Source organism: Allocoprococcus comes, from assembly GCF_013300725.1.
GTDB lineage: Bacteria > Bacillota > Clostridia > Lachnospirales > Lachnospiraceae > Allocoprococcus > Allocoprococcus comes_A.
In genome coordinates this window covers 16,611-30,938 of the sequence record NZ_JAAIMM010000033.1, presented here as the reverse complement: position 1 = coordinate 30,938, position 14,328 = coordinate 16,611, and the positions used below count along the sequence as shown (strand labels likewise).

10 protein-coding genes, 1 tRNA gene and 1 pseudogene are annotated in these 14,328 nt (G+C 42.1%); 1 reads left to right on the top strand and 11 read right to left on the bottom strand.

Annotated features, from left to right (window positions below):
• Window positions 1-522: 522 nt before the first annotated feature.
• From G4407_RS14545 to G4407_RS14510, 8 genes and pseudogenes are all read right to left on the bottom strand, one after another.
• A complete protein-coding gene (locus tag G4407_RS14545) occupies window positions 523-2,370 on the bottom strand; it encodes an ABC transporter ATP-binding protein (protein ID WP_173689465.1) in 1,848 nt (615 codons plus the stop codon).
• A gap of 1 nt (window position 2,371) precedes the next feature.
• On the bottom strand, window positions 2,372-4,765 hold the full coding sequence (locus G4407_RS14540) for an ABC transporter ATP-binding protein (protein WP_173689464.1): 2,394 nt from the start codon (window positions 4,763-4,765) through the stop codon (window positions 2,372-2,374).
• A gap of 32 nt (window positions 4,766-4,797) precedes the next feature.
• Window positions 4,798-5,301 carry a MarR family winged helix-turn-helix transcriptional regulator gene (locus tag G4407_RS14535; protein WP_173689463.1) on the bottom strand — a complete coding sequence of 168 codons (504 nt, stop codon included), beginning with the start codon at window positions 5,299-5,301 and terminating at the stop codon, window positions 4,798-4,800.
• A 335-nt stretch (window positions 5,302-5,636) separates the two neighbouring features.
• Window positions 5,637-6,662 (bottom strand): threonine aldolase family protein, encoded by a 1,026-nt coding sequence (locus G4407_RS14530; protein WP_173689462.1) that lies wholly within the window; start codon window positions 6,660-6,662, stop codon window positions 5,637-5,639.
• Window positions 6,659-7,297 carry a thiamine phosphate synthase gene (gene thiE, locus G4407_RS14525; protein WP_055156460.1) on the bottom strand — a complete coding sequence of 213 codons (639 nt, stop codon included), beginning with the start codon at window positions 7,295-7,297 and terminating at the stop codon, window positions 6,659-6,661. The genes G4407_RS14530 and thiE overlap by 4 nt, the downstream gene beginning before the upstream one ends.
• Entirely contained in the window at window positions 7,284-8,105 is an 822-nt protein-coding gene (thiM, locus tag G4407_RS14520) for a hydroxyethylthiazole kinase (protein WP_173689461.1), read from the bottom strand. Before thiM ends, thiE begins: the two co-directional genes overlap by 14 nt.
• A 385-nt stretch (window positions 8,106-8,490) precedes the next feature.
• A pseudogene (locus tag G4407_RS14515) lies at window positions 8,491-9,943 on the bottom strand (MFS transporter).
• A 37-nt stretch (window positions 9,944-9,980) separates the two neighbouring features.
• Window positions 9,981-11,156 (bottom strand): M20 family metallopeptidase, encoded by a 1,176-nt coding sequence (locus G4407_RS14510; protein WP_173689460.1) that lies wholly within the window; start codon window positions 11,154-11,156, stop codon window positions 9,981-9,983.
• Window positions 11,157-11,436: 280 nt separating this feature from the next.
• Here G4407_RS14510 and G4407_RS14505 point away from each other — a divergent pair, with 280 nt between their 5' ends.
• Window positions 11,437-12,756 (top strand): hypothetical protein, encoded by a 1,320-nt coding sequence (locus tag G4407_RS14505; protein WP_173689459.1) that lies wholly within the window; start codon window positions 11,437-11,439, stop codon window positions 12,754-12,756.
• A 230-nt stretch (window positions 12,757-12,986) separates the two neighbouring features.
• Here G4407_RS14505 and G4407_RS14500 read toward each other — a convergent pair whose 3' ends face one another.
• The 3 genes from G4407_RS14500 to nrdG all read right to left on the bottom strand — a co-directional run bounded on the left by G4407_RS14500 (window position 12,987) and on the right by nrdG (window position 14,313).
• A complete protein-coding gene (locus G4407_RS14500; RefSeq protein WP_173689458.1) occupies window positions 12,987-13,496 on the bottom strand; it encodes a GNAT family N-acetyltransferase in 510 nt (169 codons plus the stop codon).
• Window positions 13,497-13,652: 156 nt separating this feature from the next.
• Window positions 13,653-13,723 (bottom strand) — tRNA-Trp (locus G4407_RS14495).
• 68 nt (window positions 13,724-13,791) lie between these two features.
• A complete protein-coding gene (gene nrdG / locus G4407_RS14490; RefSeq protein ID WP_173689457.1) occupies window positions 13,792-14,313 on the bottom strand; it encodes an anaerobic ribonucleoside-triphosphate reductase activating protein in 522 nt (173 codons plus the stop codon).
• Window positions 14,314-14,328 lie beyond the last annotated feature (15 nt).

The window sequence follows — 14,328 nt, the reverse complement described above, 5'->3', positions numbered from 1 at the left end:
TTATGTGTATTTGGAATTTCTCATTTTGGCTTGTACTATTTATATTCTAGCACCACTATTATTGATCTAGATACTATAAAACTCAAAAACAAGTCAACAGAATAATAGTATTTTATTGACTTAGATACTGTAAAATTCAAAGCTAATCAACGAAATATGCAGATATAGTTGATTTAGAATTTCAGAAATTAAAAACAGATCAACAAATTCGTTTTAGTTGATTGAAAATTACAGAAATCATAAACTAATCAACAAATTCGGCGTTGCTGGAGAAGATGTTGGGAAATAATTGAATAAAATTCAGGGAACGCAAGACGGGCGCGGGAAGCGGAGCTGAAGCTCCTGTCCCGCTGGGGATTGATTGGTTTGTGGGGTGATGCACTCCACTCTTTCTCTCCATCACATACGCTGTGCTGCATTCGGCTAATGCTGTCGCATCATCCGAATGAGAGCTGGCGCTCTATATAAAAATAAAAAGATGCCGAAAATCATGCGAGCATGATTTTCGGCATCTTTCCATTTTTATGCACAGCTTGTAGCGTTTTCAAACTGCGAATTATACAATTCCGCATAAAACCCATTCTTTTCAAGTAATTCTTCATGGTTTCCCTGCTCTATGATATCGCCGTCTTTCATTACCAATATGAGATCTGCATCTCTGATGGTTGAAAGTCGGTGGGCGATTACGAAGCTGGTTCGACCTTTCATGAGGTTATCCATGGCTTTCTGGATCTGTACTTCGGTTCTGGTGTCTACGGAGCTGGTGGCTTCGTCGAGGATCAGGATCTTTGGATCGGCGAGGATGGCTCTGGCGATTGTGAGAAGCTGTTTCTGTCCCTGGGATACGTTGCTGGCTTCTTCGTTGAGGATCATGTTGTATCCGCTTGGAAGAGTCTGAACGAAACGGTGTACGTGGGCAGCTTTGGCTGCGGCTACGACTTCTTCGTGGGTGGCATCGAGTTTTCCGTATTTGATGTTATCTTCGATGCTTCCGCTGAACAGCCAGGTATCCTGAAGTACCATTCCGAACATCTGTCTGAGTTCACTCCGGTTGAAGTCTTTGATATTGTGTCCATCGATCTTGATTGCCCCGCTGTTGACATCATAAAAACGCATCAGCAGTTTGATCATGGTTGTCTTTCCGGCTCCGGTCGGTCCTACGATGGCGATCTTCTGTCCTTCTTTTACTTTTGCAGAGAAATCATTGATGATGATATGCTCCGGATTGTATCCGAAGTGTACGTGTTCAAATTCTACATTTCCCTGTAAGCCTTCTACAGATACTGGATTTTCAGCAAACTGGTCTTCTTCTTTTTCGTCCAGGAATTCAAATACCCTCTCAGATGCAGCAGCTGTTGACTGGAGCATATTTGCTACCTGTGCAACCTGCTGGATCGGCTGTGTGAAGGATCTTACATACTGGATGAAGGACTGGATATCTCCAACTTCGATGGTCTGTTTGATTGCAAGGTAACCACCTAAGATAGAAACTCCTACATATCCAAGGTTTCCGACAAACTGCATGATCGGCATCATCATTCCGGAAAGGAACTGTGATTTCCATGCGGAACGGAACAGGATATCATTGGTCTCATCAAATTCGCGGATCACATCTTCTTCTTTATTGAATGCTTTGACAATATTATGTCCGCCATATACTTCTTCTACCTGACCATTGATATGTCCCAGGTATTCCTGCTGGCTTTTGAAGTATTTCTGTGAATGTTTTACGATTACAGAAATCAGTACCATAGATACCGGCAGGATCAGAAGTGCGATCACAGTCATCAGCGGACTGATACTGAGCATCATGATCAGTACACCGATGATCGTTGTCACGGATGTGATCATCTGGGTTGCACTCTGGTTCAGGCTCTGGCTCAGAGTATCCACGTCATTGGTTACTCTGGAAAGTACCTCACCGTGTGTAGTCGTATCAAAATAATTCATCGGCATACGATTGATCTTTTCAGAAATTTCTTTTCGCATGTGATAGGTCAGTTTCTGTGATACACCTGTCATGATATATCCCTGAATAAAGGAGAAACATGCGCTGATCACATACAGACACAATAAAGTTAACAAAATTTTACCAATCTTTGTAAAATCAATTCCGCTGCCACCGGATACTTTTCCGACCAGACCTTTGAAGATTTCGGTCGTCGCTTTTCCGAGAACCTTTGGTCCGATAATATTGAAAACTGTACTTCCGATTGCGAATATCATAACAAAGAAAATACCGATTTTATATTCACTAAGGTAAGTAAAAAGTTTCTTCATGGTACCTTTGAAGTCTTTTGCCTTTTCGCCGGTTCCCATTCTTCCATGTCCACCGCCCATAGGCCCTCTTCTTCTTGGCTGATTACTCATACTATGCTTCCTCCTTTCCGTCAGTCTCATCATTCAAGTCTCTTGCCAGCTCTGCTTCTGAAAGCTGGGATGAAGCAATCTGATAATAAGACTCACAGGATTTCAGAAGTTCTTTATGTGTTCCAATTCCTGCAACTTTTCCATCATCCAGGACAATGATCTGCTCTGCATGCAAAATTGTACTGATTCTCTGTGCTACGATGATCACTGTGCTATCCTGTGTGTTTTCTTTCAGCGCCGCACGAAGTGCTACGTCCGTCTTATAATCCAGTGCTGAAAAACTGTCGTCAAAAATATAAACCTTCGGATTTTTTGCGATCGCACGTGCAATGGACAGACGCTGCTTCTGACCTCCGGATACATTGGATCCTCCCTGCGCGATCGGGCTGTTATATTTCTTATGTTTTTCTTCGATAAATTCGGTCGCCTGTGCAATTTCCGCTGCTTTCTTCATCTCGGCTTCGGAACCATCCGGATTGCCGTACAGAATATTGGACTCAATTGTTCCTGAGAAAAGTACACCTTTCTGTGGAACGTATCCAAGCTCATCCCTCAGATCATGCTGTGAAATGGTGCGGATATCTTTTCCATCCAATGTGATCGTACCTTCTGTTACATCATAGAATCTTGGAATCAGGTTGATCATCGTAGATTTACCACTGCCGGTACTTCCGATGATCGCCGTTGTCTGTCCCGGTTTTGCTGTAAAGCTGATATCATGAAGTACGTTTTCTTCTGCTCCCGGATAACGGAAGGATACGTGATCAAATTTTACTTCGCCTTTTCTGGATTCTTCCAGTTTTTCCGGTGTTTCCGGATCTTCGATCGCTGTCCTGCTTGTCAGGATCTCATCCACACGTTCTGCTGCAACGGCTGCTCTTGGAAGCATAATGGAAATCATACAGATCATAAGGAAGGACATGATGATCTGCATTGTATACTGGATAAATGCCATCATATCACCAACCTGCATCTGCCCGTCACTGACACCATGTGCACCGCTCCATACGATCAGTACGGTAATTCCGTTCATGATCAGCATCATCATCGGCATCATAAATGTCATGGCACGGTTTACGAATAAGTTGGTTCTTGTCAGATCTCTGTTCGCTTTATTAAATCGTTCTTCTTCATGCTTTTCTGTACTGAATGCACGGATAACCGGAAGTCCGGTAAGGATTTCACGGGTAACAAGGTTCAGTCTGTCGACCAGGTTCTGCAGAATCTTGAATTTTGGTATTGCCACAATAAATAATACAGCAACAACCATCACGATCAGGATTACCCCAAGTACGATGATCCATGACATGCTGACATTAGTATGAAGAACCTTGAAAACTCCTCCGATTGCCATGATCGGTGCATACATAACCATTCTCAGAAGCATAACTGCAAGCATCTGGATCTGCTGGATATCATTGGTACTTCTCGTGATCAGCGATGCTGTTGAGAACTTGTCAAATTCTGCATTGGAAAATCCAACAACTTTTTTGAATACCTTTCCTCTCAGATCACGTCCTGTACTTGCCGCAACTCTTGATGCAAGAAGTCCGACGAGTACACTTGCGATCATTCCGAGAAATGCAAGGGCAAGCATCTTACCGCCAGTTGTTAAAATATATCTGTTCTGGAGCTTATCGGTATTCACACCCAGAACACTGTAGGTTTCTTTAATAAATGAAGTTGCTGCCTGTTCCAGCATGGTATCGGGCATATCGTCCATTTTTTCTGAAATCTTATCAATAACGTCTGCTCTCTGTTCATCCGGTATCATGTTCAGGATCTCAAAGATATCTGCATTTTCGATCTTTTTCACCTGTTCATCAATCTTTTTCTGCATTTCATCCTGCTGTTTCTTGGCAAGCTCCGGATTTGCCGCAAGTGCTTCTTTCTGCTCATCTGTCATCTGGGACTGCATACTCTCTGCCTGTTTTTCAGCCTGTTCCTTTATAGAAGAAATCATATTCTCTTTCATGGATTCTTCCATCTTCTTCGTTGTATCACTTCCAGATTCAAATCCATAAGTCAGAAGCATTGGTTTTCCGAGAATATCAAAGATCTTTCCGGATTTGTCTTCATCCTTCTTCACAGAATCTTTCAAAATGTATACAGCGCCATCATAATCATAACCAGTGCCGGATTCTTTCTTCTCATAGGCATCCAGCACCGTCTGCTGATCTTTTTCTGAAACAAAGAGAAGCAACTTATCCATCTCTTTTTCTGCAATTGCATCCGGAATATCCTCGTCGATTCCTCCCTGCTGGATTCCGACATTGACGATGTCTGAAGTATAAGAAGGCAATGACAGATCGCAGTATGCCTGAACGATCAGAACCATAACGATCACTGCTATAGTTGCTGCATATGGCTTCAGATGCTTAAATAACTTTCTCATATAGCAATTATTTCCTTTCTTAGTAATTATTTTTATTGTTCAAATGGACTTTTACAAGGCATTTCTCTGAAAGCCTTTTCTTGAAAAAGATTGTCACTCATCTGCAATAGAAGTCTTCGGCACAGTATTTTTTCTTCTGTGCTCATATTCTTAAGAAGAGTATCTTCCGTTCTTTGAATAATATCATGCATGTTTTCAATCGTTTTCTCTCCACTATCTGTAAGATGGATCTTCGTCATACGCTGGTCTTTCTCGTCCTGCTCTTTGCGCACATATCCGAGCTTCTCCAGCTTCTGGACAGCTACATTCACAGATGGTGGCGTAATATGCACCCGGTCAGCAAGCTCTCTCTGGGACATTGGTCCCATCATCTGCAAAATTACCAGAATTCCTGCCTGTCCCGGCTTCATCTGCGTATCTTTCATCAGGTTTCCTACATACCATTTATACATATGTCCCACCTGTGCAAGCAAAAGCTGTACCGGCATGTTCTCTCTCGAGAAATCTTCACATTTAAATTTTCCCGACTTCACCATTTCACCTCCTATTGCAATTTAATTAGATGTCTATTTATTAGATGTCTAATCGTTATTCTAGTTGTATTTTCTATATAAGTCAATATTTATTCTCAATAATTTATATTTTTATAATATTTTTTACAAACAAATAATTATATGCCTAATCATTTTTCTTCACGCGAGTGTACATCTCAGACATGTAGTGCCTTTTATATAACAGGAAGTTCCTCCGGGATTTCTTATTATACGAAAAAGGACTCTTCTACCCCTTTCCAGGTAAAAAAGTCCTCTTCTTTCACAATATCTATTCTTTATATAGCTTTTCTTGTGATTTATAACGCATCAAACAGCAATTACATATCTTGCAGGAATGCCTTCACATTTTCCTCTTTTGTTGCCCATGAAGTGCATAATCGGATAACACTGTGGGTTTCATCGTATCTCTGTTGATATGTTACACCGTATTTTTGACGGATTTCCTGCAATTTCGTATCTTTCACAATAATAAACTGCTGGTTGGTATCGCTGTCCATGAAGAATTCATATCCTTTTTCTTTCAGTCCTTCTTTTAACAGCATTGCCATATCGATCGCATGTTTGGAAATTTCAAAATAAAGTCCGTCTTTAAACAGTTCCAGGAACTGAACACCGAGGAGGCGCCCTTTTGCAAGCATTCCACCTTTCTGTTTGATACAGTAACGAAAATCTTGCTTAAGACACGAATTTGTAATCACTACAGCTTCTCCAAACAGTGCTCCAACTTTTGTTCCCCCAATGTAAAATACATCGCAGTACTTCGCAATGTCCGGAAGTGTCACATCGGTTCCCGGTGCCATCAGTCCATATCCCATTCTCGCTCCATCCAGAAAAAGATAAAATCCACATTCCTTACAAACAGCAGAAATATTTTCAAGCTCTGCTTTTGTATACAGTGTTCCAACCTCTGTCGGATGGGAAATGTAGACCAACTTTGGCTGTACAATATGTTCATGAGACTCATCGCTCCAGTGCAGATCGTAATATTCCTTAATCTGCTGTCCGGTAATCTTTCCATCTTTTGAAGGAAGTGCCAGAACTTTGTGTCCGGTCGCTTCTACAGCCCCGGTTTCATGGACATTGATATGCCCGCTGTCTGCGCAGAGCACCCCCTGAAATGGACGCAAAATAGAAGAAATTACTGTAAAATTCGTCTGGGTTCCTCCCACCAGAAAATGAACATCTGCCTCCGGTGCTTCACACACCTTCTTAATTGCTTCTCTCGCTTCTTCGCAGTAAGGATCTTCCCCATATCCTACTGTCTGCTCCATATTGGTCTCGGCAAGCTTCTCGATAATTCTCGGATGTGCCCCTTCTGTGTAATCACTTGTAAACAAAATCATTTCAACATACCCTCTACTTTCTCTTTTAATTCTTTTGTAGCCTGCTCAATATCCGGCTGTCCAAAAACTGCACTGATCACGGCAACTCCGCAGATTCCGTTTCCGGCAAGCTCTGTCACATTCTCTCCCGTGATTCCCCCAATTGCCACAACCGGAATGTCCACCGTCTCGCAGATTTCCTTTAAAACCTTATGATCCAGCTTTGTTGCATCTGCCTTTGATGTCGTGCCAAAGACTGCGCCGACTCCCAGATAATCAGCTCCGTGTGCCTGCGCCTTTAGCGCCTGCTCCACCGTCTTTGCCGTAACACCGATGATCTTATCTTCGCCCAGTGTTTTCCGCACATCAAGAGCTTCCATATCGCTCTGCCCCACATGCACACCATCGGCATCTACCTTCTTTGCAATCTCAACATTGTCATTGATCACAAATGGTACATGATAGGATTTACAGAGCCTGGCAATCTCTTTTGCTTCTGCCAGAAACTCTTCCTCACCCAGATTTTTTTCCCTGAGCTGGATAAATGTAGCCCCGCCTTTCAGCGCTTTTTCTACCTGGCTGTAAAGACTTTCTCCATTCAGCCAGTGACGGTCTGTTACCGCATACAAAACCATATCTTTCTTATCTAATCTCATATTTTGCACCTTCTTCCAATTCTTTTCCTTCCATATTATAAATCGCATCGATGATCCGATTACGATATGTTGCGTTTCCATCTCCCGGCTGCATATATTTCCAGCCAGTTTCACCGGCAACTCCCATGGCACAGACTGCCGCAGCCGCCGCTTCCAGATTGTTCTCCGGATTCGCCGCAAGAAATGCCGTCATCATCCCGGAAAGCTGACATCCTGTTCCGGTGATCCTCCCCATCTCCGGGCGTCCGTTCCGGATCACAAAACATTTCTCACCATCACTTACCAGATCAATTCCGCCGGTCACTGCGATCACAGCCCCCGTCCGTCTGGAAAAATCCTTGATAAACGGAATCATTTTCCCAAGATTCTGCTCGGTCAGTGTATCTGCCACATCCGCATCCACACCGCTCGTCGTCCCATGACCTGCTGCCAGTGTCTTAATCTCGGAAATATTTCCCCGAATCACATCAAACTGAACTTCCCGGATCAGATTCAGTGCCGCCTCTGTTCGGAACGAACTCGATCCTGCTCCGACCGGATCTAACAACACTTTATGATATAGCTCATTGGATTTTTTCCCGGCTTTTTGCATACTTTCAATCTTGCGCGGATTTAACATTCCCATGTTGATATTCAGACCCTGACAGATGGATGTAATCTCTTCAATATCTGTCGGCTCATCCGACATGATCGGACTTCCACCGCAGGCAAGAACTATATTCGCCACATCATTGATCGTCACATAGTTGGTGATATTGTGTATCAATGGTGCTTTTTTTCGTACTTCATCCAGATATTTTCCAATCATCCTTTTCCTCCGGTAAATCATATTATTTCTTATATCTTGAAAATTGTCTCTATAATTATAAAAAGACAGATATCTGTCTGCCTTTCTTCTTTTCACTATTTCTTATTATACTCTTGATTTTCTGAAATGCAATCTGCATTTACCTGAAACATATGTCATTTCCCTTCTCGTGTTACTGTTCACAGTACCTGTGACCGGCAGATCTATAAAAAACTTCTCTCAACTATGAGAAACACGCTCCGCGAGTTTCTCAAATTATCACGGCAGTCGCCAAGGTCTCGGCACGGACTTTGACTCGTTGCTCACGTAAATAAGAAGCCGGGACAGATGCTTCTTCACATCCGCCCCGGCTTCTTATTCACATGTTCACATAGATTTCAATATTCTATTTGCTTCCTTCTGCCTTCTTGCTCATCTGTGGTTTTACGATGAAGAGTACCAGGAGAAGTCCGATTATTAATACAACTGCTGCTGTCCAGAATACTGATTTAACACCACTTTGAATCAAAGCTACGTTTGTAGGATCTGCTGCCGTACTTGCGTTATATGCTACTGCAAATACTGCTGCTGCAATTGTTCCTGCAAGAGAGTTTGCAAAGTTTACAAGTGAGGTTCCAACTCCCATATCTTCCGGAGCTAACATGCCCTGTGCTGTAGGTGTAATAGATACGGCACGAAAACTTTCTGCAATACCTGTAATCGCCAAAGCTACGAAGTAAATCATGATTGAAGCACCTGAATTTGTCATTGCTCCCATCACTGCCATCGGAATAGCTACCAAACCTGTAGCAATTACCATAGCTTTCCATGCATTGGCTGCTTTCTTTCCAACCCAGGCACCTGCGATGGTCGGAAGAATAATAGTAATAATTGTACGTGGCATCTGAAGAGCTCCTGCGGCACTTGTAGGTGCTCCCATTACCTGCATTGCGCCAATCGGTGCATATACGTTCATAGCGTTCTGATAGAAATAGCAGATAAATCCAACAATAAGAAGAATTGTGTAATTCTTGTTCTTAAATAATTTCATCGGGATCAGCGGTTCGCTTGCTTTGTTTTCAATCTTAACAAGTGCAATAAGAGCGATGATACCGATTACGAATCCAGCGATGATTGCCGGGCTTGTCCATCCTACAGATGATCCAAAGTTCAGTGCAAGAAGGATACCGCAAAGTGCAATAATCAGTGCGATCATACCTGGAACATCAATCGTAACTTTTCCTTCTCTTTTCTGATTCGGCATATTCATTCCGATCAGGACAATACCAATGATCAGCGGAATTGCCGGCATAATGATTGCAACTGTAAGCATTCCCATATCTGTTAAGATACCAGCGATGATACTTCCGCCAAATCCACCTACAGCGATTGCTGTTGCGAGCATACCCATAGCTTTTGGTACATCTTTTCTTTCATTGATAAGTCCTGCAATAATATAAGGAGCTGCTGTAAATGCGCCCTGCGCAAGGCTGACAACCAGTCTGAGGATCATCAGTGGAATCAGAGATCTGACAAATGCAAATCCAAAACCTGCAATTGCACAGATAATTCCAGGAATCACTACAATGTTTCTTCTACCAATAAGGTCGCCTAATTTTCCTCCGATCGGAGTCATAATCGATACACCGATCGCACCTACGATAGAGAAGAGTCAGTCCTACATATCCCATCGCATCAACGTTTTTAAGGATAGGTGCTGTTAACGTTGCAAATACCAGTCCATACATTGCTACGGAAAGCATCATGCAGATACATCCGATCTGAACCAAGTTTTTCTTTGCCTTCGGAAGCGGAATCGCAACCTGTGGCTGTGCCTGAGCCTGCTGTTCTTTACTCATATTCTTTTCCTCCTGTTCCTAAAGAAACCTTTACTCTCTATTTGTTATTTTTAAGCCACTGTGAAGCGCAATGTGCAAGACAAGCTGCTCCGATCGGGCAAACATCCTCATTAAACTGTGCTTTCGGATGATGTGCCGGATACTGTCCTCTTTCATCCAGATATCCTGCTGACAGATACATAAATGTACTTGGAACCTTTTCAGCGATCACTGCGAAATCTTCAGAAGCACTTGCAGAAATTCCCGGATATGGTGTAAGTCCCGGAATTCCAAGCTCCTGCATATATCCAACCACTTCATCGGTAAGCTTCGGATTGCAGATCAGCGGAGGAACTTCTGAGATCATCTCAATATCAACGGTTCCGTTATATACAGCTGCTGTCTTTTCAGCGACTTCTTTCATTCTGCGAACCAGAAGTTCTCTTGCTTCCGGCTTGTTGGTGCGGATCGTTCCCTGGAGAACAGCCGTCTCAGGAATGATGTTTGCTGCAGTTCCGCCTGCAAACTGTCCGATTGTAAGTACGCAGGAATGGGTCGGATCACTTTCTCTCGCGATCAGTTCCTGCAATGCAAGATGGATATGAACTCCGATGTTGATCGGGTCAACTCCTACATGTGGATAAGCACCATGGGATCCTTTTCCATGGATAGTGATCTTAAATCCATCTACAGAATACATCATCGTATCCTTATCGTTGTACATAAAAAGTCCGATCGGCATTTTTCCCGGTGATACATGGTATGCAAGTGCTGCATCAACCGGAGGATTCTCAAGAATACCATTCTCGATCATATTCTTGCTTCCTTCAAAAGTTTCTTCTGCCGGCTGGAACATGAATTTGATAGTTCCTTCCAGTGTATCTTCTTTTTCTTTCAGCATCTTTGCTGCTGTAAGAAGCATTGCGGCATGGAAATCATGTCCGCATGCATGTGCTTCTTTTCCTGTAGGACATGCAAATTCTTCTCCGCTTTCTTCCGGCATCGGAAGTGCATCCATATCTGCTCTCAGAAGAAGAACCTTTCCCCCTTTGCCGAGTGTAGCTGTTACCCCGTAGCCACAATCCTTCGGCTCAAGTCCGTATTCTGTCAGCTTTTCCATAACATAAGCTTTGGTCTTTGGAAGATCCAGACCAGTTTCAGCATTTTTGTGGATGTGTCTGCGGTTTGCAATTGTTTCATCCTTTAATTCCAATGCTCTTTCATAGTAATTCATACTAAGCCCTCCTTTAACTTTGTTCCTGCCATTTACATTAAAAATACTGTTCTACTTTTAGAATATTTACAGAATATTTTTATTTGTTTTTGGAACATTTACAGAATAGTTATCATGATTACATAATACCAACTTCTAAAATTTTAGTCAATAATATTACAGAATATTCTTGATTTTCGTTGTTTTTACCTATTTAATCGTTATTTTTTTAATTTTCAGAATATTATGGTTGATTTATGGAAGATAATTTTATATGATACTTTTTGAGAGGTGAATGAAAATGAGAAGAAAAATTGTGGCTATTACCAGCCAGTACTTAAAGGAACCTGTCTCGCAGATCGTCTCAGAACTAAAACTAAACTGCGACATCCAGGTGGTTTCCTACAACAAATTTGACACAATATCAGAAGTTTACGATTCTTACGCCGGGGACACTGACGGATTTCTTATCAGTGGTAAGATCGCAAAAGCTGCCATTGAGTCAACTGCGCACGCTTATAACCGTCCGATTGTATCCTTTGAAATTGATACAGCCGGTCTGTACCGTGCTCTTTTGAATCTGCTGATTTCCAACCGGGATCTGGATATGGACCGGATTATTCTGGATTTCCTGATTCCGATCGACGGCGGCTGTACTGCAACCGCTTTCCTTAAGGAGCTGGACATTGATACAGTTCCACCGCATATTAACAACTGGACCAAGGCACTGACCCGCACCAGTATCAGTACGATTGAAAATCATGTCCTTTCAGAGCTGATCCGTATGTGGAACAACAATGAAATGGATATGGTTCTCTGTCAGTACAGTAATATCCTGCCGGAGCTTCGTGCGCACGGGATCCCGACAATCTATCCTCTGCCAAGTGTCAGCCATATCCGGAATCTTGCAAATGAACTTCTGTCCACGATCGAGCTGGAGCACATGCGTTCCAACCTTCCGGTTATCATCAATATATCTCCCCGTAGTTCGACAGATAACACACCGGAAAATATCCAGCAGATCTATGTTTGTATGGAAGATTTCTTTAAAAAGAATCTGATGAATTGTATCCCTCAGGAAGTGGATAATCACTGCAGTGCCTTGACCACTGTGGAAATGCTGCAACATATTACGCACAATAACAAGGTCTGCGAACTGAATGAATTTCTCACCGACAAACTGCATTTTGAATGTGCTGTAGGATACGGAATCGGGGCAAATTTTGACAATGCGATCCGTAATTCCGTAAATGCCCGCAAAGAGGCTGTTCAGTTTGGAAAAAGTTTTATCCAGAATGAAAACGGGGATATGATCGGACCTCTTGGTTCATCCGACCGGAGAGTAATCCAGAATCAGTATGTGCAGAATCTTGGAAAGATTGCAAAGCAGTGTAATCTTTCACCGGTTACGATCAAGAAAGTCCTTGCCAGTACGCATGCTGCCGGATCAAATAAGATTACAACGCATGAGCTTGCCGAGAGGATGGGAAGTACAGTGAGAAATGCGAACCGGATCATTCAAAATTTGGAAAATGGTGGAGTTGCGAGGCTCGCATATACGCAGACGACCAATGCGAAGGGACGGCCGGTTAAGGTGTATGAGTTGGATTTTAATTTCTAAAGATATTTTTAAGTATGCAAATTTATAGGTTGTGACGGCAACGAAGCAAAATAATTCCCCTCAGATTCTTTGTGCAAACCATTCCGATGAACCGCTTAGAGCGGGAATCGTGTTCAGCAGAAGCTTCCACGATTCCTGCGTTTCATCTCCATTGCACAAAAATTGAATCTGAGGGGAATTATTTTGCTTCGTTGCCGCTTACATTTATTGGTTGCAGATCTACTTATTGTTTAACTTGTTATCTTATTTTTTCCGTAAATGCAAAGATCATAAATATTATTATTTTTGATGACTGCTTTTTTCATTGTGTCTTCAAGTATAAAGTTGTTCTTTTCCAGTACTTTTCTGGAGGCAATATTAGGTTCGTATACCAGCCCTGTGATTCGGATGATGTCTAATTTTTCAAAAGCTGTTTCACAGATTTGTCTTACTGCTTCTGTCATGATTCCTTTTGAGTATTCTTCTGGTAATAAATAATATCCTATTTCAGCATCTTTTCGATAGACATCTTCTTTTTGTTCAACTGATATTGTTCCTATTATTTTGCCATCAACAATAATTTCTCGAAATATACCCGTTTTTCCCTCATTTTCTTTTACCACATTTAACCACCATTCCGCTGATTCATTTGTATATGGATTTGGTAATCTATCTGATAAATAGTTTCTATCTATAGTATTACATATTCTTATAAGGGATTCTTTATCTTCAATACTCCATTTTTTTAATTCAATTTTCATTTTCCACACCTCACTCATACTTTACATTTCTATATATCATAGCATTAGAAAATGATACTGTCATTCTTTTTTGTATTTTATTCAAGAAACTTTTATTCAAGAAACACTTATTAGCGTATAAAAAAACCTCCCGGAACTGCTTCCGAGAGGGCTTTACAGGGGATGACAGAATCGAACTGCCGCTAAGAGTTTTGGAGACTCCTGTCATACCATTTGACCAATCCCCTATTTGATTTTATGATCTAAAAAAGACCACTTGTTATTTATAGCACAGTGGTCTTTTTTTGTCAATGAATTATTTTAGTTTTTCGCATTTTTTCGCATTTTGACGGATTTCATTAAGATGCAGGATTCTCTGGTTGCGGCTTCCGCGGAATTCCAGGGTGAGATCTTTTTCGGCTTCGATGAATTCGCCGTCCACGAGGGTGTCGATGCAATCGAGCATCTGATCCGTGTATTCGGTGTAGACTTTTCCGCCGGGGATGAGATCTACATCATAGAGGTATCCGGTGTAGCACCAGACATTTTTCTCCGGGTAGCTTTCTTTGATCTTTTGCAGGAGTCCTGCGAGTTCTTTCTGGTTCTCTGGCTCGAAGGGTTCGCCGCCGAGGAGGGAAAATCCCTGGATATATGCCGGTTTGAGTGCTTCGAGGATCTGTGCTTCAACTTCTTTGGTGTATGGATTGCCGTAATTGAAATCCCAGGTTTCGGAATTGAAGCATCCTTTGCAGTGATGTCGGCATCCGGACACAAAAAGGCTGACCCTGACGCCGGTTCCATTTGCGATATCGTAATTTTTGATTGTTCCGTAATTCATATCTTCATACTTTCC